Annotated in this window: 16 protein-coding genes, 17 tRNA genes and 3 rRNA genes; 35 read left to right on the top strand and 1 reads right to left on the bottom strand. The window is 49.5% G+C overall.

Annotation, left to right across the window (positions count from 1 at the left end; translation table 11 throughout):
- The first annotated feature begins 43 nt into the window (after nucleotides 1–43).
- The 35 genes from QF041_RS19310 (at nucleotide 44) to QF041_RS19140 (ending at nucleotide 25,031) form a co-directional block, all read left to right on the top strand.
- Complete coding sequence (locus tag QF041_RS19310; protein ID WP_307415351.1) at nucleotides 44–1,384, top strand: ABC transporter substrate-binding protein; 1,341 nt, start codon at nucleotides 44–46, stop codon at nucleotides 1,382–1,384.
- A gap of 47 nt (nucleotides 1,385–1,431) precedes the next feature.
- Nucleotides 1,432–2,382, top strand: coding sequence for a carbohydrate ABC transporter permease (locus QF041_RS19305; RefSeq protein ID WP_036616398.1), 951 nt, complete (start codon nucleotides 1,432–1,434; stop codon nucleotides 2,380–2,382).
- Nucleotides 2,379–3,227, top strand: a complete 849-nt coding sequence (locus QF041_RS19300; protein ID WP_036616400.1) for a carbohydrate ABC transporter permease — start codon at nucleotides 2,379–2,381, stop codon at nucleotides 3,225–3,227. The genes QF041_RS19305 and QF041_RS19300 overlap by 4 nt, the downstream gene beginning before the upstream one ends.
- A 28-nt stretch (nucleotides 3,228–3,255) precedes the next feature.
- Entirely contained in the window at nucleotides 3,256–5,124 is a 1,869-nt protein-coding gene (locus QF041_RS19295; protein ID WP_307415350.1) for a cache domain-containing sensor histidine kinase, read from the top strand.
- Nucleotides 5,121–6,725 (top strand): response regulator, encoded by a 1,605-nt coding sequence (locus QF041_RS19290; protein WP_307415349.1) that lies wholly within the window; start codon nucleotides 5,121–5,123, stop codon nucleotides 6,723–6,725. The genes QF041_RS19295 and QF041_RS19290 overlap by 4 nt, the downstream gene beginning before the upstream one ends.
- A 51-nt stretch (nucleotides 6,726–6,776) precedes the next feature.
- Nucleotides 6,777–7,322 carry a GNAT family N-acetyltransferase gene (locus QF041_RS19285; RefSeq protein ID WP_307415348.1) on the top strand — a complete coding sequence of 182 codons (546 nt, stop codon included), beginning with the start codon at nucleotides 6,777–6,779 and terminating at the stop codon, nucleotides 7,320–7,322.
- A 633-nt stretch (nucleotides 7,323–7,955) separates the two neighbouring features.
- Nucleotides 7,956–9,508: ribosomal RNA gene (locus QF041_RS19280) — 16S ribosomal RNA — on the top strand.
- A 305-nt stretch (nucleotides 9,509–9,813) separates the two neighbouring features.
- Nucleotides 9,814–12,741, top strand: a 23S ribosomal RNA gene (locus QF041_RS19275).
- A 76-nt stretch (nucleotides 12,742–12,817) separates the two neighbouring features.
- Nucleotides 12,818–12,934, top strand: a 5S ribosomal RNA gene (gene rrf / locus QF041_RS19270).
- The 16S, 23S and 5S rRNA genes sit together here with 17 tRNA genes alongside, the layout of an rRNA operon.
- Before the next feature lie 38 nt (nucleotides 12,935–12,972).
- A tRNA-Ile gene (locus QF041_RS19265) sits at nucleotides 12,973–13,046 on the top strand.
- Nucleotides 13,047–13,081: 35 nt separating this feature from the next.
- Nucleotides 13,082–13,157: transfer RNA gene (locus tag QF041_RS19260), tRNA-Ala, on the top strand.
- 1 nt (nucleotide 13,158) lies between these two features.
- Nucleotides 13,159–13,234: transfer RNA gene (locus QF041_RS19255), tRNA-Asn, on the top strand.
- Nucleotides 13,235–13,238: 4 nt separating this feature from the next.
- Nucleotides 13,239–13,310 (top strand) — tRNA-Glu (locus QF041_RS19250).
- A gap of 6 nt (nucleotides 13,311–13,316) precedes the next feature.
- Nucleotides 13,317–13,392 (top strand) — tRNA-Val (locus QF041_RS19245).
- A 16-nt stretch (nucleotides 13,393–13,408) separates the two neighbouring features.
- Nucleotides 13,409–13,482 (top strand) — tRNA-Met (locus QF041_RS19240).
- A 26-nt stretch (nucleotides 13,483–13,508) separates the two neighbouring features.
- Nucleotides 13,509–13,586: transfer RNA gene (locus QF041_RS19235), tRNA-Asp, on the top strand.
- 18 nt (nucleotides 13,587–13,604) lie between these two features.
- Nucleotides 13,605–13,680: transfer RNA gene (locus tag QF041_RS19230), tRNA-Phe, on the top strand.
- A 20-nt stretch (nucleotides 13,681–13,700) separates the two neighbouring features.
- Nucleotides 13,701–13,776, top strand: a tRNA-Thr gene (locus QF041_RS19225).
- A 9-nt stretch (nucleotides 13,777–13,785) separates the two neighbouring features.
- Nucleotides 13,786–13,871 (top strand) — tRNA-Tyr (locus tag QF041_RS19220).
- Nucleotides 13,872–13,881: 10 nt separating this feature from the next.
- A tRNA-Lys gene (locus QF041_RS19215) sits at nucleotides 13,882–13,957 on the top strand.
- Nucleotides 13,958–13,963: 6 nt separating this feature from the next.
- Nucleotides 13,964–14,044: transfer RNA gene (locus QF041_RS19210), tRNA-Leu, on the top strand.
- Nucleotides 14,045–14,054: 10 nt separating this feature from the next.
- A tRNA-Gly gene (locus QF041_RS19205) sits at nucleotides 14,055–14,129 on the top strand.
- A gap of 6 nt (nucleotides 14,130–14,135) precedes the next feature.
- A tRNA-Arg gene (locus QF041_RS19200) sits at nucleotides 14,136–14,212 on the top strand.
- A 17-nt stretch (nucleotides 14,213–14,229) separates the two neighbouring features.
- Nucleotides 14,230–14,308 (top strand) — tRNA-Leu (locus tag QF041_RS19195).
- Nucleotides 14,309–14,315: 7 nt separating this feature from the next.
- A tRNA-Pro gene (locus tag QF041_RS19190) sits at nucleotides 14,316–14,389 on the top strand.
- 10 nt (nucleotides 14,390–14,399) lie between these two features.
- A tRNA-Gly gene (locus QF041_RS19185) sits at nucleotides 14,400–14,470 on the top strand.
- 379 nt (nucleotides 14,471–14,849) lie between these two features.
- The gene (gene iolD / locus QF041_RS19180; RefSeq protein ID WP_307415346.1) at nucleotides 14,850–16,715 is read left to right on the top strand and encodes a 3D-(3,5/4)-trihydroxycyclohexane-1,2-dione acylhydrolase (decyclizing); all 1,866 of its coding nucleotides are present in this window, start codon (nucleotides 14,850–14,852) and stop codon (nucleotides 16,713–16,715) included.
- A 148-nt stretch (nucleotides 16,716–16,863) separates the two neighbouring features.
- Entirely contained in the window at nucleotides 16,864–17,766 is a 903-nt protein-coding gene (iolE, locus tag QF041_RS19175) for a myo-inosose-2 dehydratase (RefSeq protein WP_307415345.1), read from the top strand.
- Between the two features lie 142 nt (nucleotides 17,767–17,908).
- Entirely contained in the window at nucleotides 17,909–18,919 is a 1,011-nt protein-coding gene (gene iolC / locus QF041_RS19170) for a 5-dehydro-2-deoxygluconokinase (protein ID WP_307415344.1), read from the top strand.
- A gap of 98 nt (nucleotides 18,920–19,017) precedes the next feature.
- The gene (locus QF041_RS19165; RefSeq protein ID WP_244661184.1) at nucleotides 19,018–20,493 is read left to right on the top strand and encodes a CoA-acylating methylmalonate-semialdehyde dehydrogenase; all 1,476 of its coding nucleotides are present in this window, start codon (nucleotides 19,018–19,020) and stop codon (nucleotides 20,491–20,493) included.
- Nucleotides 20,494–20,561: 68 nt separating this feature from the next.
- Nucleotides 20,562–21,614 carry an inositol 2-dehydrogenase gene (gene iolG / locus QF041_RS19160; protein ID WP_307415343.1) on the top strand — a complete coding sequence of 351 codons (1,053 nt, stop codon included), beginning with the start codon at nucleotides 20,562–20,564 and terminating at the stop codon, nucleotides 21,612–21,614.
- A 109-nt stretch (nucleotides 21,615–21,723) separates the two neighbouring features.
- A complete protein-coding gene (gene iolB, locus QF041_RS19155; RefSeq protein ID WP_307415342.1) occupies nucleotides 21,724–22,530 on the top strand; it encodes a 5-deoxy-glucuronate isomerase in 807 nt (268 codons plus the stop codon).
- A gap of 131 nt (nucleotides 22,531–22,661) precedes the next feature.
- The gene (locus QF041_RS19150) at nucleotides 22,662–23,669 is read left to right on the top strand and encodes a LacI family DNA-binding transcriptional regulator (protein WP_307415341.1); all 1,008 of its coding nucleotides are present in this window, start codon (nucleotides 22,662–22,664) and stop codon (nucleotides 23,667–23,669) included.
- Between the two features lie 328 nt (nucleotides 23,670–23,997).
- Nucleotides 23,998–24,525: a hypothetical protein gene (locus tag QF041_RS19145; RefSeq protein ID WP_307415340.1), complete on the top strand. Its 528-nt coding sequence runs from the start codon at nucleotides 23,998–24,000 to the stop codon at nucleotides 24,523–24,525.
- The gene (locus QF041_RS19140) at nucleotides 24,522–25,031 is read left to right on the top strand and encodes a GNAT family N-acetyltransferase (protein ID WP_307415339.1); all 510 of its coding nucleotides are present in this window, start codon (nucleotides 24,522–24,524) and stop codon (nucleotides 25,029–25,031) included. The genes QF041_RS19145 and QF041_RS19140 overlap by 4 nt, the downstream gene beginning before the upstream one ends.
- 146 nt (nucleotides 25,032–25,177) lie before the next feature.
- Here QF041_RS19140 and QF041_RS19135 read toward each other — a convergent pair whose 3' ends face one another.
- Nucleotides 25,178–25,537 carry a hypothetical protein gene (locus tag QF041_RS19135; protein WP_036607981.1) on the bottom strand — a complete coding sequence of 120 codons (360 nt, stop codon included), beginning with the start codon at nucleotides 25,535–25,537 and terminating at the stop codon, nucleotides 25,178–25,180.
- Nucleotides 25,538–25,670 lie beyond the last annotated feature (133 nt).

Here is a 25,670-nt window from a genome sequence, read left to right as displayed (position 1 = left end):
TGTAAGCGATTCCATAAATGCAAGAAGGGGAGGAAATTCATTTATGATGATTACAAAAAAGTGGGTAACCCTGTTCTGTCTGTCCCTGTTATTGTTCGCTACAGCCTGTTCTGGAGGGGCCACCGATACATCTTCTTCTTCTGGGGAAGCAAGTGGAAGTGAAGGAGATTCATCAGGCAAGATTGAACTGCGCATGACCTGGTGGGGATCACAGACCAGACATGATCTGACGACCAAAGTGATCCAATTGTTTGAAGAGAAACATCCGGGAATCACCATTAAACCTGAATATTCCGGTTGGGACGGTTACTTTGACAAGTTGACCACACAGGTAGCCGGTTCAAATGCACCAGATATCATCCAGATGGATTACGCCTTTTTGACTGACTTTGCCCGGCGTGGTGCCTTGCTTGACTTGACTCCGTTTGCAGAGAGCAAAGAGCTGCGGACAGAGGATCATGATCAGAGCATGATTACAGCCGGTTCGATTGACGATAAATTATATGCGATTACCCTCGGAGTAAACGCACCAGGTGTCATCTATGACGCCACCGTATTTCAGGAATTAGGTATCGAAGAACCACAAGAGAGCTGGACATGGAAGGATTTTGGGGATATGGCAACCAAGATTGCCGCAGCCAAAGGTGAGGGGTTCTATGGATCAGCAGACATTTCCGGTACAACGAACATGTTTGAAGTGTTTATTCGGCAATCCGGGAAAGGATTGTTTGATGGTGGCACAATGACAGCTACCAGCGAGGAGCTTCAGCAATGGTTCGATATGTGGAGCGCACTACGCGAGAATGGTGGAGTGACCACAGCGGAGATAACGGCATCCACAACCAATGCGCTGGAGACACGTCCGATCTCACTGGGCACAGCCGCCATGGACTTTGCATGGTCCAATCAATTGCTGACATTCCAGCAGGTGAACAAAAACCAGGATCATAAGCTTGGCATACAAGTGCTTCCACATGGTGTAGGTGAAAAGCAAATCGGTGAATATCTGAAACCAGGCCAGTTCCTCTCCGGTTATGGCAAAACCAAACATCCAAAGGAAGTTGCCATGTTCATTGATTTCATGGTCAATGATCCAGAAGCAACCGCTATTCTTGGTTCTGAACGTGGTGTGCCGGTTAACTCAAGCATTCGTGAGCAGATGCAGCCAACGCTGCCGGAAGCGGAGCAAGTCATTTTCCAATTTATCGATACGGTATCGAAGAACTCCAGCGAGATTGACCCGCCATATCCGCAAGGATTTGCTGAAGTGGACACAAGTTTCAAGAGCGCAAGCGAGCAGATCGCCTTCGGTCAAGGCAATACCCCAGATGTCATTGCCCAGTTTATTGAAGGAGCTAAGGCTACGCTTGGATCGAGTCAATAATAATTGAAACTGTCTCAGACTTCTAATTCTGCGGGGAGGTTGCGAAGATGACGACATCACAGGTCAGTCAAGCCCGAATCGAGCGTGTAACTACCCGGCGGGTCAAACGGAGATATGCGCATAATGGAGCCGCACTTCTGTTTCTCGCCCCATGGCTTGTCGGATTGTTATTTCTAACCCTGGGTCCAATGTTGGTATCGTTATACATTTCGTTCACCGATTACAGTATCCTGGCCGCCCCTTCCTGGGTCGGTCTGGATAACTACACAACGATGTTTACATCGGATAAACTGTTCACCCAGTCGCTCAAAGTCACCTTCACGTATGTCGCTGTATCCGTACCGGTCAAATTGATTTTCGCGTTGCTTGTAGCGATGTTGCTCAACAAAGGGATTCGAGGACTAGGTATTTATCGGACAGTGTATTACATCCCGACATTGCTTGGAGGTAGCGTGGCGATTGCAATGTTGTGGCGTAAAATGCTGGGTGGGGACGGGCTACTCAATAGTGTTCTTGCCATGGTAGGCATTAAAGCGCCCGATTGGGTAGCGAATCCGAAATATGCTCTGTACTCCATCGTCCTGTTATCCGTGTGGCAGTTCGGATCGTCGATGATTATTTTCCTGGCAGGCCTGAAGCAGATTCCACCCGAGTATGATGAAGCCTCAGCGGTAGATGGTGCAGGTCCTCTGCGGAGATTCTTCTATATAACGTTGCCGATTCTGTCACCCGTTATCTTCTTCAATCTCGTGATGCAACTGATTACGTCCTTTCAATCGTTCACGCAGGCTTTTGTAATCAGTAATGGTAGCGGAGGGCCAGTGAACTCAACCTTAATGTATTCGCTGTATCTGTACAAAAAAGGATTCTCATTCTTTCAGATGGGCTATGCTTCTGCGATGGCCTGGGTGCTGGTCATCCTGATTGGCGTATTTACATTGCTCGTATTCCGCAGCAGCAAGCTGTGGGTGCACTATGAGGATGGTGGGAAATCATGATTGGACAACGGAACTCTACAGCATGGGTCGTCAGCAAACATGTGTTGATCTCAGGCATCGCCTTTGTCATGCTCTATCCAATTCTCTGGATGCTGGGCAGCTCGTTCAAACCGGGACATATGATCTTTACAGAGACCTGGTTTTGGCCACAGGAATGGAACTGGCAAAATTACATGAATGGCTGGTCGGGAATTCAGGGCAATCCGTTCTCCCGCTTTCTGACCAACTCTGTCATCCTATCGCTTGGCGCCGTGCTGGGCAATGTCATCTCCTGCTCTATGGCGGCATATGCCTTCGCCCGACTGAATTTTCGTTTCAAAGCCATCTGCTTTGGCCTGATGCTTATGACGATCATGCTGCCCCATCATGTGACGCTGATCCCGCAGTATATTCTCTTCAACCACCTGGAGTGGGTGAATACGTATCTGCCGCTTGTGGTGCCAAAATGGCTGGCGACTGACGCATTCTTCATTTTTCTTATGGTGCAGTTCTTCCGGGGATTGCCTAAAGAGTTGGATGAGGCAGCCACCATCGATGGATGCGGTCCTGTGAAAATATACACCAAAATCATCATTCCACTGGCTTTCCCAGCATTGGTGACCACGATGATCTTTACGTTCTTGTGGACATGGGATGACTTCTTCAGTCAGTTGATCTACCTGAGTGACGTGAGCAAATACACCGTGCCGCTGGGTCTGCGTCTGTTCCTTGATTCCAGCTCTCAATCCGATTGGGGTCCGATGTTTGCCATGTCGGTATTGTCGCTGGTGCCATGTTTTATTGTATTTATCGTGTGTCAAAAGTACTTCGTGGAAGGAATCGCGACTTCTGGGCTCAAAGGGTAATTCCAAGACGAAACGAGTTGATTTTTCCATGGGGAAAGGAAGATGGTCTTCATTCATTAATCAAAAGCTGCAACAAAGCAAGCTCTCCACGTTGATGGTGACTTGCTTTATTGCGTTTAACCTGTTGCTTGTCTCGGTTGTTGTCTGGTTGGCATATCAGTCTTTCTCTGCGGTCACATTTGCCGAGATTAGCAAAGCACGTCTGGCTCTTCTGAACGAAAGCACACGTCGGGGATTTGATTTCATCACAGGGGTAACAGGAACCGCCTATGCTTTGGCAAGCAATCGGGAACTGTCCACTCTGCTCGAAACGGCTGATACGGGCAGGCTTGCACAGATTCACCAGCGGAGAGAGGTCTCTCGAATCCTGGATCATACCATGGTCGTGAGTGAAGGCATCACTTCCATAGAACTGTATACGGATGTCTTCAATGAAGTGACAGTGACTATGGCTGATCGCATATTTCCGGTGGACACCATCGCACATGACTCTTGGTTTGCTACGCTGGAAAAGGCTGATGCTGCTTGGGTTCCGCTGCGTGAGAACGAATCGGGCCAATCCCTGGTCGGATACGCCCAACGGATTTTCGACAGTCGTGGCGGAACGGTTGCCTATGTGCTCATTCGATTGAGTAGAGCGGACATCGTACGCAGGTTTGCTGATGTACCCATGGTGCTTGATGGAAAAGTCCTGTTGGTAGATACGGCTGGTAATGTCGTAATGCAGATGGGGAGAGTTGATCCAGCAGGGGAGAAGGAACGAGTGGATAGAAGAAATGAAGCAAGTACAATTCAAGAAACGGGTGAAGCTGTAAATTCATCTTCTTCTATTATAGATAGTGCATGGATTCAGGAACATGTCCAACCAGGTGCAGACGGGTACGAAGTAGTTTCGGGCCAACCCGGAGGTGCTCAATTGGTGCTGTACTCCAGGCCAGCGATGCTTCAGTGGCGCCTCGTACAGACTATTCCGGTATATACACTGTTATCTCCGCTCAGACAAGCGGGCTGGCAGATCCTCGGAATCGCCGTGCTGGGACTATTATGCTCTGCTGTGCTGGCGTACCTGTTTGTAATGCAGATCATCCGGCCTTTGCGACAATTGATCAAGCGAATGAGACAACTGGAGAAAGGGGACTTCGATACCAGGGTCCAACTTTCGTTTACGGAGGAATATGCCCACTTGGCTTATGGCTTCAATCACATGGCTTCACAGCTCACGATGCTGATGGAACAGGTGAAGGATGAGAGCCGGGCTAAGCGTGAAGCCCAGACGGGCTTGCTTGAGGCCCAGATCAAACCCCATTTTCTATACAACACCCTCGACATGATCCACTGGCGCGCACTTGATTATGAAGCCAAGGATATCAGTCGCATGATTGTACAACTCAGTAAGCTGTTACGGATCGGACTGAGTGGAGGGAGATTGTTTATACGGGTTCGTGATGAGTTGGAACATGCCCGTTGCTACGTTAACATCCAGTCAGAGCGGCTGCCGTTCTCCATTCAATATCAGGAGCAGATCGATCCGCATATTCGCGGTTGTTACATTCCCAAGATCATTTTGCAGCCCTTTATCGAAAATGCCGTTATGCACGGGCACCCTGAAGAAGGCACACTTCGAATTCAGGTGCATATGCACGAAGAGGTTGGCCCGCATCAGGATATCGTCATTCGTATCACGGATAATGGGCGGGGTTTGCCGGAGGGGTGGAGACTCGAAGAGACGTGTGGCATCGGTGTACGGAATGTACATCAGCGCATCCAGCTTTATTGTGGGAAGAGGTATGGCGTTCAACTGAGCGATAGAGAGTCAGGTGGCGTAGAAGTGACCATTACGCTGCCGCGTATTGAGACCGACGAGAAATTAAATCTTTGGCTGGACGGTGAAAAATGATGAAGACCATTATGCTTGTTGATGACGATCCTCATATTGTAAAGGCATTAACAGATCATATCGATTGGCCTTCCCTGGGCCTAAGCATTGCAGGTACAGCTTCCAATGGCTTGGATGCGCTGGAGTTGTTCCACCACATGCATCCAGATCTCGTCATGACCGACGTCTATCTACCGGGGATGACGGGGCTTGAGATTACACAGGCGCTGCGGCGTGATCATCCCCATCTGCCGATTATCATCCTTAGTGGATATGACGAATTCGAGAACGCCCGGGCAGCCATGCGCTGGGGGGTGAATCACTTTTTGCTGAAGCCGGCAGAGGTTGAGGAGATTGAGTCTGTGCTGCGGGAGGTGCTACTGGAACAAGATGTGCGAGAGCGGCATGAGCGGCTGGAGCAGACGTACAAGCAGGAGGTTGGACGGGTACTTCCGTATTTGCGCAAACAATTTCTTCACGAACTGCTGACTACGCGATATCGGGCAGACGAGCTGCCCAAAGAACGCATGGACTATATAGGCATTCATATGTCCTCCCAGACACGCGCCATTAGTCTGCAACTGAATCGCCCCGTATTTTTGACACGAATGAAAGAACGGGATTGGCAGCTTCTCCGCTATGGGGCAGCCGATATTATTCAGGAGACGGTGAAGGAGCAAGCGGCGCGCATGAATGGTCAGGTAGAGATTGTTGATTATTCGGAACAGGTATTTGTGTTGCTTCTATTAGGAGATAAAGATCATCTGGAAGAATGCCTGCCATTCGTGGAGAGGATGATCGATCAGATCTTTACGTATCTGAAAATTGAAGTGAGTGCTGGAATCGGAAGATCCAAGAGTCACCCATGTGAGGTGATAGATTCCTATCTCGAGAGCAGGGAAGCGGTGGAAAAAGCAGAGTTTCAAGGTGGAAGTCGTATCTACCACTATGAAATATCAGAGGAAACAGAACCAAGTGTGACCGATTATTCATTATTGCTTCGTCAATGGAACGAGGCTTGGGCGGATATTCGACCTGACCTGGCGGAAGAGGTATGGCATCATATTTGCCTTTTGCTGAAAGAGGGGAAATGTGTTGGGATACAGGATGTACAGGTTGTGGCCGTCAGTCTGTTTGACACGTTGATGCATAGCTGGAACCGACTTCATCCTATGTTAACGCCGCCGCTGGCGATGAGTGATTTTTTGCGTGAAATTCAATCGAAATATGCTTTGCATGATCTGGTAAACTGGATGGATCGTATTATCTGCGACTGGCTGGAACAGATACGTAAGGAAATGGGCGAGAAGAAAAGCAATAAACTTATCGAGCAGGTGAAACAGTATGTAGAGCTTCATTACGCCGAAGAGATTAGTTTTGAAGCGATAGCCAAGGGGCTGTTCGTACATCCGAAGTATCTGAGTCAACTGTTCAAAAGGGTGACCGGTGAGAATTTCGTGAGTTATTTGAACGGGTACCGGATTCAGAGGGCGTTGGAACTGTTGCAGTCGGGACATTACATGGTATATGAGGTGAGCGAGATGACGGGGTTCCGTAATGCAACGTATTTTAGCCAGGTGTTCAAAATGCTTACGGGCAAGAGTCCGTCTGAGGTGGGGTAGAACGATACAGGTACAGTAATTAAATAAAGTGGAAGAGGAGGTATGGTTCTTATGATGATCGATCAGCAGGAATATTACATTAAAGGCTTATCTTACTCCATTAGATCGGCAGAGGAAAAGGATGCTGAGGCCTTGTCTTCACTACGTGTACAAATCGATGGGGAAACCGAGAACATGGATCGTGAAGAGGGAGAGGCGTATATCGACGCAGCCGGGTTTAGGCGGATCATCAATTTAGACACTGAGAAGTCACGGAATCTATTCCTTGTTGCTGTAGTGGCAGGGGAGATTGTGGGATACTCCCGATGTGAAGGTACAGAGCTGAAGCGCTTTTGCCATAAAGTTGAGTTCGGCGTGTGTGTAGCCAGAGAGTTCTGGGGGCATGGGATTGGCAAGAACTTGTTAGAGAAGTCGATAGAATGGGCAGACCAGAGTGGTGTAGAGAAGATGACGTTGAACGTGTTGGCATCCAATGAAAAGGCAATCGAGTTATACCAAAAGATTGGCTTCGAGATCGAAGGTATTTTGAAAAAGGATCGGCGACACACGGATGGACAGTATCACGACACGATAGTGATGGGCAGGTTCAGAAACTAATAGTATAAAAAGTGAAAAGCACAATCTATATAAGCCCACAGCTTATGGAGTTCAGTTATTAGATTCGAAATCCACATAACAGATAGCAGCGTTATTGAGTAGAGGTATTATGTTTCTTATTTTATAGAACGAATGTAATGATATTGAATGGGTCTGTTCACAACCTATATTGAGATAGATTAGACCGGTGAGTGTATATAGGATATAGTAAGAGGATATTGCCATTGGAAAAAGAGATTATGAAGAGATTGAATCAAATATATAATAAGTTTTCAGATGGGATATTTTACAAGTAGTAATTGTGTTGTGTATATGATATATTCTATTTCCGGCCAAAAAAAACACGAGAAACAAAGTGCCGCAGGCAAAACAAATAAGCTTCGAAAGAAACTTAAAAAAAAGAGCTTGCTAAGTTGGTTCGGAAGTGTTATGATATAAAAGTTGCTGAGGAGAACAATGCTCGGTAGCAAAATAAGTTTGATCTTTGAAAACTGAACAACGAGTGAGTAAACATTCTGCTTGCAGAATGAAACGCGAAAGTTTGAGACAAGCCTTGGCTTGAATCGGCTGGAGCACAAATGAGATTTTTAATCTCGTCAGATTCAAAATGAGCTTATCGCTCTTTTCAATACTTTATTGGAGAGTTTGATCCTGGCTCAGGACGAACGCTGGCGGCATGCCTAATACATGCAAGTCGAGCGGAGTTGATAGGAAGCTTGCTTCCTTGATACTTAGCGGCGGACGGGTGAGTAACACGTAGGCAACCTGCCCTCAAGTTTGGGACAACTACCGGAAACGGTAGCTAATACCGAATAATTGTTTTCTTCGCCTGAAGGAAACTGGAAAGACGGAGCAATCTGTCACTTGGGGATGGGCCTGCGGCGCATTAGCTAGTTGGTGAGGTAACGGCTCACCAAGGCGACGATGCGTAGCCGACCTGAGAGGGTGATCGGCCACACTGGGACTGAGACACGGCCCAGACTCCTACGGGAGGCAGCAGTAGGGAATCTTCCGCAATGGGCGAAAGCCTGACGGAGCAATGCCGCGTGAGTGATGAAGGTTTTCGGATCGTAAAGCTCTGTTGCCAGGGAAGAACGCTTGAGAGAGTAACTGCTCTCAAGGTGACGGTACCTGAGAAGAAAGCCCCGGCTAACTACGTGCCAGCAGCCGCGGTAATACGTAGGGGGCAAGCGTTGTCCGGAATTATTGGGCGTAAAGCGCGCGCAGGCGGTCATTTAAGTCTGGTGTTTAATCCCGGGGCTCAACCCCGGATCGCACTGGAAACTGGGTGACTTGAGTGCAGAAGAGGAGAGTGGAATTCCACGTGTAGCGGTGAAATGCGTAGATATGTGGAGGAACACCAGTGGCGAAGGCGACTCTCTGGGCTGTAACTGACGCTGAGGCGCGAAAGCGTGGGGAGCAAACAGGATTAGATACCCTGGTAGTCCACGCCGTAAACGATGAGTGCTAGGTGTTAGGGGTTTCGATACCCTTGGTGCCGAAGTTAACACATTAAGCACTCCGCCTGGGGAGTACGGTCGCAAGACTGAAACTCAAAGGAATTGACGGGGACCCGCACAAGCAGTGGAGTATGTGGTTTAATTCGAAGCAACGCGAAGAACCTTACCAGGTCTTGACATCCCTCTGACCGGTACAGAGATGTACCTTTCCTTCGGGACAGAGGAGACAGGTGGTGCATGGTTGTCGTCAGCTCGTGTCGTGAGATGTTGGGTTAAGTCCCGCAACGAGCGCAACCCTTATATTTAGTTGCCAGCACTTCGGGTGGGCACTCTAGATAGACTGCCGGTGACAAACCGGAGGAAGGTGGGGATGACGTCAAATCATCATGCCCCTTATGACCTGGGCTACACACGTACTACAATGGCCGGTACAACGGGCTGCGAAATCGCGAGATGGAGCCAATCCCAACAAAGCCGGTCTCAGTTCGGATTGCAGGCTGCAACTCGCCTGCATGAAGTCGGAATTGCTAGTAATCGCGGATCAGCATGCCGCGGTGAATACGTTCCCGGGTCTTGTACACACCGCCCGTCACACCACGAGAGTTTATAACACCCGAAGTCGGTGGGGTAACCGCAAGGAGCCAGCCGCCGAAGGTGGGATAGATGATTGGGGTGAAGTCGTAACAAGGTAGCCGTATCGGAAGGTGCGGCTGGATCACCTCCTTTCTATGGAGAATCGTTTCCTGCAACGGAAACATTCAAATATGCAGCTTAGCTGCAAAACACTCACTCGTTGCTCAGTTTTGAGAGCTCAAACTCTCAAACAGCTTGCTTTTGCATGGAGCTTGTTCTTTGAAAACTAGATATCGAAACGAAACAAACGCGAATTAGAACATTCCTTTTTAGCTGAACTTGTGTTAAACAAGTTTCAATAAAAACGGTAGATTGCATGAGCGAGTGATCGAAATGGAACAACTTTTGGATTTGCGCAAGCAAACCAAGCGGAGTGACAGCTCGAACACGAGCGATATGGTTAAGCTACTAAGAGCACACGGAGGATGCCTAGGCGCTAGGAGCCGATGAAGGACGTGGCGAACAACGAAACTGCCTCGGGGAGCTGTAAGCAAGCTTTGATCCGGGGGTGTCCGAATGGGGAAACCCAGCTGGGGTAATTTCCAGTTACTCATAACTGAATACATAGGTTGTGCAGAGGCATACCAGGGGAACTGAAACATCTAAGTACCCTGAGGAAGAGAAAACAATAGTGATTCCGTCAGTAGCGGCGAGCGAACGCGGAGAAGCCCAAACCAGAGAGCTTGCTCTTTGGGGTTGTGGGACGTCTCACATGGAGTTACAAAGGAACCGGTTAAACGAAGAGGTCTGGAAAGGCCCGCCAAAGAAGGTAAAAGCCCTGTAATTGAAAGTCTGTTCCCTCCGAGACGGATCCCGAGTAGTGCGGGGCACGTGAAACCCCGTATGAATCCGGCAGGACCATCTGCCAAGGCTAAATACTTCCTAGCGACCGATAGTGAAGCAGTACCGTGAGGGAAAGGTGAAAAGCACCCCGGAAGGGGAGTGAAATAGAACCTGAAACCGTGTGCTTACAAAAAGTCAGAGCCCGTTTTAGGGGTGATGGCGTGCCTTTTGTAGAATGAACCGGCGAGTTACGTTCCCGTGCAAGGTTAAGGTGAAGAGCCGGAGCCGCAGCGAAAGCGAGTCTGAATAGGGCGACTTAGTACGTGGACGTAGACCCGAAACCGGGTGATCTACCCCTGTCCAGGGTGAAGGTGCGGTAACACGCACTGGAGGCCCGAACCCACGCATGTTGAAAAATGCGGGGATGAGGTGGGGGTAGCGGAGAAATTCCAATCGAACTCGGAGATAGCTGGTTCTCCCCGAAATAGCTTTAGGGCTAGCCTCGGAAAACAGAGTCGTGGAGGTAGAGCACTGATTGGGTGCGGGGCCCGCAAGGGTTACCAAGCTCAGTCAAACTCCGAATGCCATAGACTTACTTCCGGGAGTCAGACAGTGAGTGCTAAGATCCATTGTCAAAAGGGAAACAGCCCAGACCATCAGCTAAGGTCCCCAAGTGTGTGTTAAGTGGGAAAGGATGTGGAGTTGCACAGACAACCAGGATGTTGGCTTAGAAGCAGCCACCATTGAAAGAGTGCGTAATAGCTCACTGGTCGAGTGACTCTGCGCCGAAAATGTAACGGGGCTAAACACACCACCGAAGCTATGGCTTGATGCTTTGCATCAGGGGTAGGGGAGCGTTGTATAAGGGTTGAAGGTGTACCGTAAGGAGCGCTGGACATTATACAAGTGAGAATGCCGGTATGAGTAACGAAAAGATCAGTGAGAATCTGATCCGCCGAAAGCCTAAGGGTTCCTGAGGAAGGCTCGTCCGCTCAGGGTAAGTCGGGACCTAAGGCGAGGCCGAAAGGCGTAGTCGAAGGACAACAGGTCGAAATTCCTGTACCACCGTAAGCCGTTATGAGCAATGGGGGGACGCAGTAGGGTAGTGACGCGGACTGATGGATGTCCGTCTAAGCAGTGAGGCTGATGTGTAGGCAAATCCGCACATTGTAAGGCTAAGCTGTGATGGGGAGCGAAAATTATAGTAGCGAAGGTCATGATCTCACACTGCCAAGAAAAGCCTCTAGCCAGGTGATGGTGCCCGTACCGCAAACCGACACAGGTAGGCGAGAAGAGTATTCTAAGGCGCGCGGAAGAACTCTCGTTAAGGAACTCGGCAAAATGACCCCGTAACTTCGGGAGAAGGGGTGCCCCGGTAGTGTGAATAGCACGAGGGGGCCGCAGTGAAAAGGCCCAAGCGACTGTTTAGCAAAAACACAGGTCTGTGCGAAGCCGTAAGGCGAAGTATACGGGCTGACGCCTGCCCGGTGCTGGAAGGTTAAGGGGAGTGGTTAGGGAGCAATCCCGAAGCTGTGAACCGAAGCCCCAGTAAACGGCGGCCGTAACTATAACGGTCCTAAGGTAGCGAAATTCCTTGTCAGGTAAATTCTGACCCGCACGAATGGCGTAACGACTTGGGCGCTGTCTCAACGAGAGATCCGGTGAAATTTTAATACCTGTGAAGATGCAGGTTACCCGCGACAAGACGGAAAGACCCCATGGAGCTTTACTGCAGCTTGATATTGAATTTGGGTACGATCTGTACAGGATAGGTGGGAGCCTTTGAAGCATGAGCGCCAGCTTGTGTGGAGGCAACGTTGGGATACCACCCTGATCGTATCTAGGTTCTAACCTGGTACCGTAATCCGGTGCGGGGACAGTGTCAGGTGGGCAGTTTGACTGGGGCGGTCGCCTCCTAAAGAGTAACGGAGGCGCCCAAAGGTTCCCTCAGAATGGTTGGAAATCATTCGAAGAGTGCAAAGGCATAAGGGAGCTTGACTGCGAGACCTACAAGTCGAGCAGGGACGAAAGTCGGGCTTAGTGATCCGGTGGTACCGCATGGAAGGGCCATCGCTCAACGGATAAAAGCTACCCTGGGGATAACAGGCTTATCTCCCCCAAGAGTCCACATCGACGGGGAGGTTTGGCACCTCGATGTCGGCTCATCGCATCCTGGGGCTGAAGTAGGTCCCAAGGGTTGGGCTGTTCGCCCATTAAAGCGGTACGCGAGCTGGGTTCAGAACGTCGTGAGACAGTTCGGTCCCTATCTGTCGTGGGCGTAGGAAATTTGAGAGGAGCTGTCCTTAGTACGAGAGGACCGGGATGGACGTACCGCTGGTGTACCAGTTGTTCCGCCAGGAGCACCGCTGGGTAGCTATGTACGGACGGGATAAACGCTGAAAGCATCTAAGCGTGAAGCCCCCCTCAAGATGAGATTTCCCAGTATGTAAGACCCCTTGAAGACGACGAGGTAGATAGGCTGGGGGTGGAAGTGCAGCAATGCATGGAGCTGACCAGTACTAATCGGTCGAGGGCTTATCCAATAGCAAGTTGTAATTCGCATGTTTCGTTTCGAATCTAGTTTTCAGAGAACAACAACTCTGAAATGTAAGCTATGCGTTTGGTGGCGATGGCGGAGGGGTTCCACACGTACCCATCCCGAACACGACCGTTAAGCCCTCTAGCGCCGATGGTACTTGGACCGCAGGGTCCTGGGAGAGTAGGACGCCGCCAAGCGAAACCCCATTGGGGTATTTTTTTTCGAAAATTGATAAGGGCCCTTAGCTCAGTTGGTTAGAGCGCACCTCTGATAAGGGTGAGGCCGGTGGTTCGAGTCCACCAGGGCCCATAGCAAGACCACAACAATGAAATACACCAGAGTATGGGGCCATAGCTCAGCTGGGAGAGCGCCTGCCTTGCAAGCAGGAGGTCAGCGGTTCGATCCCGCTTGGCTCCACCATTCCCTGATAGCTCAGTTGGTAGAGCACTCGACTGTTAATCGAGTTGTCACAGGTTCGAGCCCTGTTCGGGGAGCCAGTAAGGCCCGTTGGTCAAGGGGTTAAGACACCTCCCTTTCACGGAGGTAACAGGGGTTCGAATCCCCTACGGGTCATAATATGGAGGCTTAGCTCAGCTGGGAGAGCATCTGCCTTACAAGCAGAGGGTCGGGGGTTCGATCCCCTCAGCCTCCACCATATAACTTTATAACGACGCGGGGTGGAGCAGCCCGGTAGCTCGTCGGGCTCATAACCCGAAGGCCGCAGGTTCAAATCCTGCCCCCGCAATTATACTTTCCTTGAGAAAGTGATCTGGAACCGTGGTGTAGTTGGCCTAACATGCCTGCCTGTCACGCAGGAGATCGCGGGTTCGAATCCCGTCGGTTCCGCCATTTTTTTTAATGTAGTAAGGCTCGGTAGCTCAGTCGGTAGAGCAGAGGACTGAAAATCCTCGTGTCGGCGGTTCGATTCCGTCCCGAGCCACCATTTATAACACCATGTAATACGCCGGTGTAGCTCAACTGGTAGAGCAACTGACTTGTAATCAGTAGGTTGGGGGTTCAAGTCCTCTCGCCGGCACCATGTAATCCTGGAGGATTAGCGAAGCGGCCAAACGCATCAGACTGTAAATCTGCTCCCGTACGGGTTCGGTGGTTCGAATCCATCATCCTCCACCAGTTTTTCTATGAGTCATTAGCTCAGTTGGTAGAGCACCTGACTTTTAATCAGGGTGTCGAAGGTTCGAGCCCTTCATGACTCACCATTATATGCGCGTGTGGCGGAATTGGCAGACGCACTAGACTTAGGATCTAGCGTCTTTGACGTGGGGGTTCAAGTCCCTCCACGCGCATTCTTTATTTGCGGAAGTGGCTCAGCGGTAGAGCATCGCCTTGCCAAGGCGAGGGTCGCGGGTTCGATTCCCGTCTTCCGCTCCAATATTTGCGCCCTTAGCTCAGCTGGATAGAGCGTTTGACTACGAATCAAAAGGCCGGGAGTTCGAATCTCTCAGGGCGCGCCATTATAACTTCATATTTTGCCGGCGTGGCGGAATGGCAGACGCGCTCGACTCAAAATCGAGTGGGAAACCGTGGAGGTTCGAGTCCTCTCGCCGGTATAGATAACGGGATGTAGCTCAGCTTGGTAGAGCACCTGGTTTGGGACCAGGGGGTCGCATGTTCAAATCGTGTCATCCCGATTGTTGTTATGCGGGTGTAGTTCAATGGTAGAACTTTAGCCTTCCAAGCTAATAGCGTGGGTTCGATTCCCATCACCCGCTTATATATTGCAAAAGAAAGAGACGGTACTCACCGTCTCTTTCTTTTTTTGCTTTCATAGGTATATGGGCGATTGTAGTATACGAAGATTACGGATTATTTGGCTTTAGCATGTATCCCATCCTCACCATGAATTCCCCCTCATTTAAGTCTGTTCTTAGTCATTGTGGAAGTGTTCAAATAGAGAAGGTCTAACACATGTTCGAACACAAGAATATCTTTTCTTTACCACATTTCATAAAAACGCTTACAAAAATAGCTTGCGTAAATCATTAACCTGTAATACCATATCAATTAAGCGCTTAACCTTTAGGGGTAAGGCGCTTAAACTTAACGTAGATTAAGCGCTTAACTCGTAAAGGAAAGGACGGCGATCAATTCATGAAAACAATTCGACTAACGATGGCTCAGGCACTGCTTCGATACCTGGATCAGCAATATATCTCGGTTGACGGGGTGGAAACCAAGTTTGTGAAGGGAATCATCGGTATTTTTGGACATGGCAATGTAACAGGCATTGGAGAAGCGCTGGAGCGCAGTCCGGGAAGCCTGACGTATATGCAAGGCAAGAACGAACAAGGCATGGTGCATACGGCAGCGGCTTATGCCAAGCAGAAGAACCGTAGACAGATCTATGCATGTACTACATCCATTGGACCTGGTGCTTTGAATATGATTACAGCGGCAGCTACTGCAACGGTGAACCGGATTCCGGTTTTATTGCTTCCAGGAGATAACTTTGCTACACGGGAACCGGACCCGGTACTTCAGCAGTTAGAAGTGAGCAGTGACTATACGATCTCAGCCACTGATCCATTCAAAGCCGTCAGCAAGTACTGGGATCGCATTGTTCGTCCCGAACAGTTGATGATTGCTGTTACACAGGCGATGCGTGTGCTAACCGATCCAGCAGAGACAGGAGCAGTAACGCTCGCACTGCCGCAGGATGTACAGGCAGAGGCATACGATTATCCAGAATCGTTCTTTGCCCGCAAAGTACATTATCTGGATCGTCGCCCCCCGGTACAGGCAGCCATTGAGCGGGCAACGGAGCAGATTGCCCGAGGCAGAAAGCCGCTGCTCGTTGCAGGTGGCGGTGTGTTGTACTCTGAGGCATCCGTCCAGCTCGTGGAATTCGCCGAGGCATTTGGTATTCCGATCGCCGAGACGCAGGCGGGCAAGAGCGCAGTCTCTTGGGACCACCCACTGAATGTGGGGGCCATCGGGGTTACAGGTTCTCTAGCAGCCAACAGGCTGGCGAGAGAAGCGGATGTGGTGATCGGCGTCGGTACTCGTTTCTCCGATTTTACGACGGCATCCCGCTCTGCTTTTCAACATCCGGAAGCTTCATTCATCAACATTAACCTGAACGGCATGGATGCTGCCAAGTTAGGCGGGGAAGCCATTCTGGCAGATGCACGCGAAGGACTGCAGGCTTTGCAAAAGGAATTGCAGGAAAGACAATACCGCAGTGCATATGGTGCATCCGAAATCGCTGATCTCCGCGCTGAGTGGAATGCAGAAGTGGATCGGCTGTATGGAGCACAACACGAAGCAGGACTCGCGCAGACTACAGCAGTCGGCATAGTTAATCGGACCATTGATCCATCCTCCGTCATTGTGTGTGCGGCAGGCAGTCTGCCAGGCGATCTGCATCGTCTGTGGCGTGCGTCTGAACCAAAGACATACCACATGGAGTATGGATTCTCCTGTATGGGGTACGAGGTAAGTGGAGCGTTCGGAGCAGCACTTGCGGAGCCGGATCGTGAAGTGTACGCCATGGTCGGTGATGGCAGTTATCTGATGCTGCATTCGGAGTTTGTGACCAGTTTGCAGGAACAGAAGAAGATGACTGTCCTCTTATTCAACAACAATGGATTCCAGTGTATTCATAATTTGCAGCGGGAACACGGTAGTGACGGGTTCGGCAATGAGTTCCGTTATCGGGAGTCAGAAAGCGGACGATTGACCGGGGACTACATGCCAATGGACTTCGCAGCTCACGCCCGAAGCATGGGAGCCAAATCCTATAGAGCGGAAACGGCAGAACAGCTGGAACAAGCAATCCGAGATGCGAAGAACGAAACGGTGAGTACGTTGATTGAGATCCCGGTCGTGCCTGGAACCAACGCAGGTGGATACGAGTCGTGGTGGAATGTAGGTGTGCCAGAAGTATCTGCCGAGGAAAAGGTAGTTCATGCACATCACACCATGCAAGCCAACCGTGCCAAAGCAAGACCTTTTTAATCCGATATTCCTTCTAAAAAAGGAGCCTGAAGAAGCGGAGCTAAAAGCTTTCTGAAAGGAAGCTGTATCGGAAGGTTGTTCTGTCATCGGATTGTGCAGTGTAAATATAGTGAACCATAATGTTGAACGACAAAGGAGACGTGGAGCAATGAGCAAGCTGCCATTCCAGCTTGGGATTCATCCGATCAATTGGGTCGGTGAAGATGTGAAGGAGCATGGTGATGCGACAACGTGTGCACAGATTCTGGATGACATTCAGCGTCTTGGGCTGACAGGTACAGAGATGGGACGTAAATATCCGACCGACCCTGCTATATTGCGTGAAGAACTGAGTAAGAGAAATATCAATCTGGTCTCCCAGTGGAAATCGGTACTGTTCTCTGATCCGGCGTATCGTCAGTCGGAGCTGGACAGTTATCGGAGACATGCGGAATTTCTGCAATCCATGGGCAGTAAGGTGATCAGTACGGCGGAGGTAGGTGGGTCACTTCATTTTGATCCAAGACGGACACCGAATGAAAAAGAAGTGCTCAGACTCAACCAATCTGAATGGCATATCCTCGCTGAAGGGTTGAACGAAGCAGGAGCTATTGCCCGCGAACATGGGTTGAAGCTTACGTACCATCATCATGGAGGCACAGTGGTAGAGCAACCGGATGAGATTGATCGACTGATGGAGTTGACGGACCCTTCTCTCGTGTATCTGCTCTATGACACAGGTCATGCCTACTATGGCGGAGCCGATCCGCTTGAACTGCTGCGCAAACATTATGATCGGATCGCCTATATTCATCTGAAAGATATCCGCCCGCATGTGCTGGATGAAGCACGCGCGGAGCAGTCTGATTTTGTCGGCTGTATTCGTAGAGGAGTGTTCACCGTACCAGGAGATGGATGCATTGATTTTGCTCCCATTCTTCAGGAACTGATTACACGAGGGTACGATGGTTGGGCGATGCTTGAAGGAGAACAGGACCCAGCAATTCATAACCCGTATGAGTATGCGAAGCGATCTTTGAACTATATGGAGTCGTTATACCAACATAGCTGAATCGTTCAGCATTGCAATTACGATTGGAAAATAAAATTGACCTACTCTAGCCGTTTACGAGTCCTCACGATGGAATGAGTAACTAGTCTAGATATCGATATACAACATGGAAAATCCCACTACAGAAAGGGGCTCACATGCAATGACTTACGTATCCTTTCCGGTATCCAGGAAGAAGGATTTCACCGCGATTGGCCGCTTGTGCATCGACTTGAACGCCAATGAGATCAATCGCCCGATGGAAGAGACGATGACGTTTACGAAGTATGTTGGCGGCTCTCCGGCCAATATTACGATTGGCATGTCCAGACTGGGTATGGAGACGGCTTTTATCGGTAAAATCGCGGGTGACCAGATGGGCAGATTCATCCAGAGTTATTTGGAGAAGAACGGCATCGACACATCAAATGTAGTTACAGATGACACCGGAGCAGTGACAGGGCTTGCTTTTACCGAAATCAAAAGCCCAACCAATTGCAGTATCCTGATGTACCGGGACAATGTGGCTGATCTGTTATTACAAGCGCAAGAGGTGCAGGAGCAGTTGATTGCTGACTCCAAAGTGCTGCTAATCTCAGGCACAGCCCTCGCGCAGAGCCCATCCCGTGAAGCCGTATTACAGGCACTAACGTATGCGAAAAAACATGGCACAGTTATTGTGTTTGATCTGGACTATCGCCCATACACATGGACATCGAACGAAGAGACAGCGGTCTATTATAACCTCGCAGCCGAGAAATGCGATATCATCCTCGGCACACGTGAAGAGTTCGACATGATGGAGACATTCGACCACAATCCGGATCATAGCGATCAGGTAACTGCACAGAAATGGTTTGATTTCTCAGCGAATATTGTAGTAATCAAACACGGCAAGGAAGGGTCCATTGCTTATACGCGTGAAGGGCTTTCTCACCGTGCTGACAGCTATCCGGCAAAAGTGGTCAAAACGTTCGGGGCAGGCGACTCCTACGCAGCCGGGTTCCTGTATGGATTGATGCAGGGTTGGACGATTGAGCGCAGCATGGCATATGGCAGTGGCGCAGCAAGTATCGTCATTTCAAGCCACAGCTGTTCGAATGCGATGCCAACGGTGGAACAGGTGAATGATTACATCGAACGTTGCAATCGGGGCGAGATCACCGTGTCCTGAAGCACGTTGCAATACTTTGAACAACGTACTCATACAGATCTATAACAATGAACATGTTGAACATAAGGGTTCACACATAAGCGAAGGGAGACAGGGCTATGGGAAAAGGAATTTCTGAAGCGTCTGCAACAGCGACAATGGTACAAAACTGGATCGGAGGTGCCTGGGTAACCCCGGCGTCAACTCGTACGGAGCCGGTTGTGAATCCGGCCACGGAAGAAGTTATTGCACATGTGCCACTGTCTGAACAAGCGGACGTGGATCTGGCGGTTCAGACAGCACGAGAAGCGTTCAAATCCTGGAGCAGCACACCGGTTCCGCGCCGTGCACGTATTCTGTTCCGCTACCAGCAACTGCTGGTTGAACATTGGGAAGAGCTGGCTCGCCTGGTGACGCTGGAGAACGGTAAAAGTTATGCCGAAGCGTACGGCGAGGTATTGCGTGGCATTGAATGCGTCGAGTTCGCGGCAGGTGCCCCGAATTTGATGATGGGCAAACAACTGCCTGACATCGCGACAGGACTGGAGTCGGGCATGTACCGCTACCCGATCGGTGTTATTGGGGGAATTACCCCATTCAATTTCCCGATGATGGTACCGTGCTGGATGTTCCCGCTGGCTATTGCGTGCGGTAACACCTTTGTCCTGAAGCCGTCCGAGCGCACACCGCTACTGGCAGGCCGCCTGGCAGAGCTGTTCAAGGAAGCAGGGCTTCCGGACGGCGTGCTCAACATCGTTCACGGTGCGCATGATGTCGTGAACGGGTTGCTGGAACATAAGGATGTTCAAGCGATCTCCTTTGTCGGATCACAACCTGTAGCTGAATACGTCTACACCACTGCATCCAAGCATGGCAAACGGGTACAGGCACTGGCTGGTGCCAAAAACCACTCCATCGTTATGCCGGACGCCGATCTGGATCTAACCGTGAAAGAGATTACCAGTGCAGCTTTTGGTTCAGCAGGGGAGCGTTGCATGGCATGTGCGGTTGTTGTGGCTGTGGGTGATGTGGCTGACGAACTGGTACAAAAGCTGGTGGAAGCGGCAGACCGCATTACCATTGGTAACGGTATGGATGAGGGCGTGTTCCTCGGTCCTGTCATCCGTGGACCACATAAAGAGCGTACACTTAGTTACATTGAAGCCGGAGAGCAGGAAGGCGCGGCATTGATTCGGGATGGGCGTAAGGATCAGGCGACAGGTGAATCCGGTTATTTTGTAGGGCCTACGGTATTTGACCAAGTTGATAGCAATATGAAAATTTGGCAGGATGAGATCTTTGCTCCAGTACTCTCGGTGGCAAGAGTGTCTACGCTGGAGGAAGCTGTTGAGCTGGCGAACCGTTCCGACTTTGCCAACGGGGCGTGTCTGTTCACCCGCAGCGGAGCGAGTATGCGTCAATTCCGTGAAACGATTGATGCGGGCATGTTGGGTATTAACCTGGGCGTACCTGCACCAATGGCATTTTTCCCGTTTTCCGGTTGGAAAAAGTCCTTCTATGGTGATCTGCACGCTAATGGCACGGATGGTGTTGAATTCTACACTCGCAAGAAGATGGTAACGGCGCGCTGGTAACAACCAGAGCATCACTCGGGCTAAGGGAACGCCTAGCCCATATGGACGCACATAGGGAGGATAACGGAATGGGCAAGGACAAAGTGAGAATTGGCATCATCGGTGCTGGACGGATCGGCAAAATTCATGCAGACAATCTCCTGCGCAACCCGCATGCCGAGATTGTGGGAATCAGTGACTTGTTTGCAGGTCCTGAATTGGAGGCTTGGGCCTCCAGTCGTGGCATCCCTGTTGTAACAACGGATAGCAGCCAGTTGATCTCGATGCCTAATGTAGACGCGGTGCTGATCTGTTCTTCAACCGATACACATGTGCCGCTGATCGAACAGGCCGCTCAGGCGGGCAAACATATCTTCTGCGAGAAGCCGGTCAGCATGGATCTGGCACAGACTCAAGCAGCTGTAGCGGCAGTTCAGAAGGCTGGCGTGAAGCTGCAAATCGGATTTAACCGCCGCTTCGATCACAACTTCAGACGGATACGTGCGCATGTGCAGGATGGTACGATTGGTGATCCGCATATTATCAAAATTACTTCTCGCGACCCGAGTCCACCGCCTGCGGAGTATATCCGGGTGTCTGGCGGGATTTTCATGGACATGATGATCCACGATTTTGACATGGCCCGGTATCTCTCCGGGAGTGAAGTGGAAGAAGTGTACGCTCAGGGCAACGTGCTGATCAATCCGGTCTTTGCGGAACATGGCGACGTGGATACAGCGATTGTAACGATGACGTTTGCCAACGGGGCGATTGGTGTTATTGATAACAGCCGTCAGGCTGTATACGGGTATGACCAGCGTGTTGAAGTATTTGGCTCAATGGGCAGCGCCGCAGCGGCGAATGATCATCCGAATACGGCTGAGATCAGTACAGCGGCCGGGCTCATGCGCGACAAACCGTTACACTTTTTCCTGGAACGCTACAATGAAGCATATGTACAGGAGACAGTCCTCTTTATCGATGCAATCATCCATGATACACCGGTTATCGTAGATGGCCACGATGCAGTACAGGCAGAACGAATTGCGCTGGCAGCAAAACTGTCCATGGAGCGGGGAAGACCTGTGAAGCTGAGTGAAGTTCCTGGGATGTCACTGGAATCGCAAACGGCAACGCCATAGTGGATGACTAAAGTCACTTTTTTCTAATAGAGGGCATGAATAGTCCAGGTTTTTGTTTTTATAAGTATCAGGTTGTTGTGGACGACTACAGAAAGGAGTGGATGGCAAGATGTCAGAACGTATTGTGAAACCCGTGGTCAACCCGGAGGGAGACGGTACACTTATAAACGTAACACCGGAGTCGGCAGGGTGGGAATATGTTGGCTTTCAGGTAGCGAAGCTGGCGGAGGGGGAGACGCTAACCCGTGAGAGCGGTGATCAGGAACTCTGTGTGGTGCTTCTCAGTGGTTTCGCCAATGTAAGTACCCGGGAGCACACATGGGATAATATCGGAAAAAGAATGAGTGTGTTCGAGAAAATTCCGCCGTATTCGGTCTACGTCTCAACTTCCGATCAAGTACAGATCACAGCACGTACCGAACTGGAAATCGCTATATGTGTTGCACCCGGTAAAGGCACGTACCCGGCTCGTCTCATTACACCCGAAGATGTAGGGGTAGAGGCGCGAGGGTATGGTAATCTGGAACGCCAGATTCACAACATTTTGCCGGAACAAAAGGAAGCGGACAGTTTGCTCGTTGTTGAGGTATTCACACCAGATGGGCATTGGTCCAGTTACCCGCCACATAAGCATGATCGGGACGCACTCCCGGATGAATCTTTGCTGGAAGAAACGTATTATTTCCGTGTGCAGCCTGAGCAGGGATTTGCCATTCAGCGCATATACTCGGATGATCGTTCTGTGGACGAGACGCTAGCAGTGAAAAACGGTGAAGTGGTGCTTGTTCCGGACGGATATCATCCGGTAGGCGCTCCTCCGGGGTATGAGGTCTACTATCTGAACGTGATGGCCGGGCCTACTCGGACTTGGAAATTCCATAACGATCCTGACCATGAGTGGTTAATGAAAAAGTAAAACAGTTCATGCTACGCACATTGTGTTGGCTTCAAGTTGCGTATGCAGACTTCCCCCTGCATAATGAGAAGAAGAGAACAATTATCTATGTATAACGAAATTTATATATAGCACAAATGGGGAAAAAAACAATGAAAGCAACCATATACGATATAGCACGCGAGGCGGGTGTATCCATTGCAACCGTCTCGCAGGTCATTAATGGCAAAGGCAAGATCAGCGAGAAGCGGCGCGCTGAGATTATGGAGATCATGGAACGCCTTCATTATCAACCCAGTGCGATCGCAGCTGCACTTACAGGGAAGCAGACGTATACATTGGGGCTGCTCGTACCGGACATCTCAAACCCGTATTTCGCAGAACTCGCCAGAGCTGTCGAGGATCGTAGCCGTCAATTGGGTTATAGCGTGGTCATCTGCAGTACGGATAATAAGGACGAGCGGGTAGAGCGTTACCTGAATTTGCTCCAGCAAAAAAGGGTAGATGGCATGATGATCGGAACCGGGATCGATAATGCCGAAATTTTGTCACCCCTCTTGCAGCAGTCCATCCCTGTTGCTCTGATTGCCCGTCATATGCCATCCCTGTCGGTACATACGGTCACTATTGACGACATACTTGGCGGAGCACTCGCAGCAGATCATCTGCTTGAACTTGGGCACACCCGTGTAGCGGTTCTGTCGGAACCGTCCAAAGTCAGCAGCAGTCAGGAACGTGTACGTGGATTCCGTGAAACACTGATTAAGGCAGGTCATACGCTGGAACCGAATCAGATCCGAGAATCGGCAGCTGATCTGAGCTCGGCCAAAAAAGAGGCCTTACTGCTGCTCGGTGAGAAGGATCACCCGACAGGTTTGTTCTGTTGTAATGACATTCAGGCCATCGGTGCTCTTCAGGCAGCCAAGGAGCTGGGGCTACGCGTTCCAGAGGATGTGTCCATCATAGGGTTTGATAACACCATTCTGGCTTCGGTGACCAGTCCACCGCTTACGACCGTTGCCCAGCCAATTGAAGAACTGGGACATCGTGCTGTAGATCTGTTGATTGAAGAGTTAAAGGATAAGCGAAAAGAACCGCAGAAGATTGTCCTGAAGCCCGAGCTGGTTATCCGAGAATCAGCAGGCCGTGTATTGGGCTGAAAACAAATAGTTTTCGGCGTACGCTGAACAGACGTGAGGCCAAGTCTACGTGTGTATATTCATGCTCGGGATAAGGGTTAGTGTCTTACCACGTTCTGAATAGCTAATAAAACAATATAACAAAGTAAACAAACAAGCCGCGCTCACCCTATGGGAGAACGCGGCTTGTTTGTTTAAATCTTTAATTTAGTGTAGCCCAAAACGTCATCGTAATTGAGAGACCAGAGATAAGAAATGACATTGGAACAGAAGGAGTGAGATGTTATACTGGAATATATCAATAATTACCAATTTATATGTTTTATGTAGATATAGAGAGGGGATTGGGATGATTAAACGAATCAAGATGATTATGGGTATCGCCATGATTATTGTTTTTTTAGCTATTGCAGTGCGTATGTATACCTCTGGTCAATATACTATGTATATCCCCAGCAAACATACGACGTTTCGAGCAGAGGTTACCGATCATATGACGATGCTGGATACATTGGATCGACTGACGATTAGGAAAATTTCCGACAATGAACCGTATAATGAAGATGATGAAATAACGATTACAGATCCCAAAGAGATTAGAGACATGCTGAAGTTATTAAAGGATGTTGATCTCAAAAGAGTACGGGAATTCGACGTTTCTGAAAGGAATCCGCATTACTATGAGTGGCGACTTACTATTAATAAAGAAGGTCGCTTTACCGATGGATTTGGACTGACGTTTTATAATGAAAAGTCCATCTCCATCTACAATGAGGCGAAAACGAGAGACGAACTTGAAGACTACGAGATTACCAATGAGTTTAATCTGAATGAGATGGACCGCCTTTTTGAAAAGCTGAAGGAGGAGCAAACATGACCATAATATCCAACTATTATGTACGCCCTATTGAAGAACAGGATATTCCTTTCCTGTGGGAGATGTTATACGCATCCCTGCATAGAAGAGAAGGCGATGAACCTTTTCCAATCGAAAGTATTCATACTCCCGGACTGTCCAAATACGTTGAAGATTGGGGAAGAGAAGGGGACTTCGGGTATGTTGCAGTTGACCAGCAAGGCAAGAGATTAGGTTCAATAACATTAAGATTCTATACGGATCAGAATGCGGGATACGGTTATGTGAATGCAGCTACGCCAGAGATGGGGATGGCTGTAACGGAAGATGCACGTGGAAAAGGAGTAGGTACTTTACTGCTTCAGACCGCATTAGATGAGGTTGAACGGCGGGGAATTGAAGCAGTCTCGCTCAGTGTTGACCCGGATAACCAAGCGATTCGCTTATATAGGCGGTTAGGATTTGTGGAGGAGTGCCTAAATGGTACATCGGTAACGATGGTGCGTGTAAGTAAACTTGAATCTTAAATGATGAGCGGTCGGATCACTGGCAAAACTGAGTAAGCAAAGTGGAACTGCAAAAGAAAAGGCGCTTCCTCATGGGGAACGCCTCTTTCTGCGTGCAAGGTACAGCATAGGTAGCTCTCTTATACTTACTCCGTATCACTTCAATTTTATTTCAACAAAAATGCCAAAGCCTCATCATACGTTTCCCATTGGAATTCAGTCTGGTGCGCCGATTCTTTGGAGATCCGATTCAATTGCATTTTGGCGATCGCACCACCTACGGCTACACTAGCTCGCTTCATCCCCCACTGTGTCAGTAGTTTCTGGTGTTCCACAATTTTTTCTTTGGTGTCCTGAGGGAAAGCCTTCATGTTCCGCATATCTACTAGCACATCAAACGAATTTCCCAATTGTTCAGCTATTCTCTGGATTTCTGTATTCGTTTGTTCGACATGTTCAGGAGAAACAATACCTTCCCAGATAATTTCAATAATAGGTTTAGTTGAATCCAAACGTCTAACAGACATGTAGGCAACTCCTCGATAATAAAATAATATGTAATATATGAGACTATAAGCCTATTAATTATACCTTTTTATAGCGAGAATGAAAACTGAATTCACAATATAGTGGTTCTTATGGACTACTTTTTCCTAGGGG

The sequence above is a fragment of the Paenibacillus sp. W2I17 genome, assembly GCF_030815985.1.
Taxonomy (GTDB): Bacteria; Bacillota; Bacilli; order Paenibacillales; family Paenibacillaceae; genus Paenibacillus.
Note: the sequence above shows the minus strand (reverse complement) of the source record. Positions and strands in the feature narration are given on the sequence as shown.

Bases quoted from the DNA above. Each gene is read 5' to 3' on its own strand.
- QF041_RS19310 (WP_307415351.1), top strand. From the start codon at position 44: ATGATGATTACAAAAAAGTGGGTAACCCTGTTCTGTCTGTCCCTGTTA.
- QF041_RS19305 (WP_036616398.1), top strand. From the start codon at position 1,432: ATGACGACATCACAGGTCAGTCAAGCCCGAATCGAGCGTGTAACTACC.
- QF041_RS19300 (WP_036616400.1), top strand. From the start codon at position 2,379: ATGATTGGACAACGGAACTCTACAGCATGGGTCGTCAGCAAACATGTG.
- QF041_RS19295 (WP_307415350.1), top strand. From the start codon at position 3,256: ATGGGGAAAGGAAGATGGTCTTCATTCATTAATCAAAAGCTGCAACAA.
- QF041_RS19290 (WP_307415349.1), top strand. From the start codon at position 5,121: ATGATGAAGACCATTATGCTTGTTGATGACGATCCTCATATTGTAAAG.
- QF041_RS19285 (WP_307415348.1), top strand. From the start codon at position 6,777: ATGATGATCGATCAGCAGGAATATTACATTAAAGGCTTATCTTACTCC.
- iolD (WP_307415346.1), top strand. From the start codon at position 14,850: ATGAAAACAATTCGACTAACGATGGCTCAGGCACTGCTTCGATACCTG.
- iolE (WP_307415345.1), top strand. From the start codon at position 16,864: ATGAGCAAGCTGCCATTCCAGCTTGGGATTCATCCGATCAATTGGGTC.
- iolC (WP_307415344.1), top strand. From the start codon at position 17,909: ATGACTTACGTATCCTTTCCGGTATCCAGGAAGAAGGATTTCACCGCG.
- QF041_RS19165 (WP_244661184.1), top strand. From the start codon at position 19,018: ATGGGAAAAGGAATTTCTGAAGCGTCTGCAACAGCGACAATGGTACAA.
- iolG (WP_307415343.1), top strand. From the start codon at position 20,562: ATGGGCAAGGACAAAGTGAGAATTGGCATCATCGGTGCTGGACGGATC.
- iolB (WP_307415342.1), top strand. From the start codon at position 21,724: ATGTCAGAACGTATTGTGAAACCCGTGGTCAACCCGGAGGGAGACGGT.
- QF041_RS19150 (WP_307415341.1), top strand. From the start codon at position 22,662: ATGAAAGCAACCATATACGATATAGCACGCGAGGCGGGTGTATCCATT.
- QF041_RS19145 (WP_307415340.1), top strand. From the start codon at position 23,998: ATGATTAAACGAATCAAGATGATTATGGGTATCGCCATGATTATTGTT.
- QF041_RS19140 (WP_307415339.1), top strand. From the start codon at position 24,522: ATGACCATAATATCCAACTATTATGTACGCCCTATTGAAGAACAGGAT.
- QF041_RS19135 (WP_036607981.1), bottom strand. From the start codon at position 25,537: ATGTCTGTTAGACGTTTGGATTCAACTAAACCTATTATTGAAATTATC.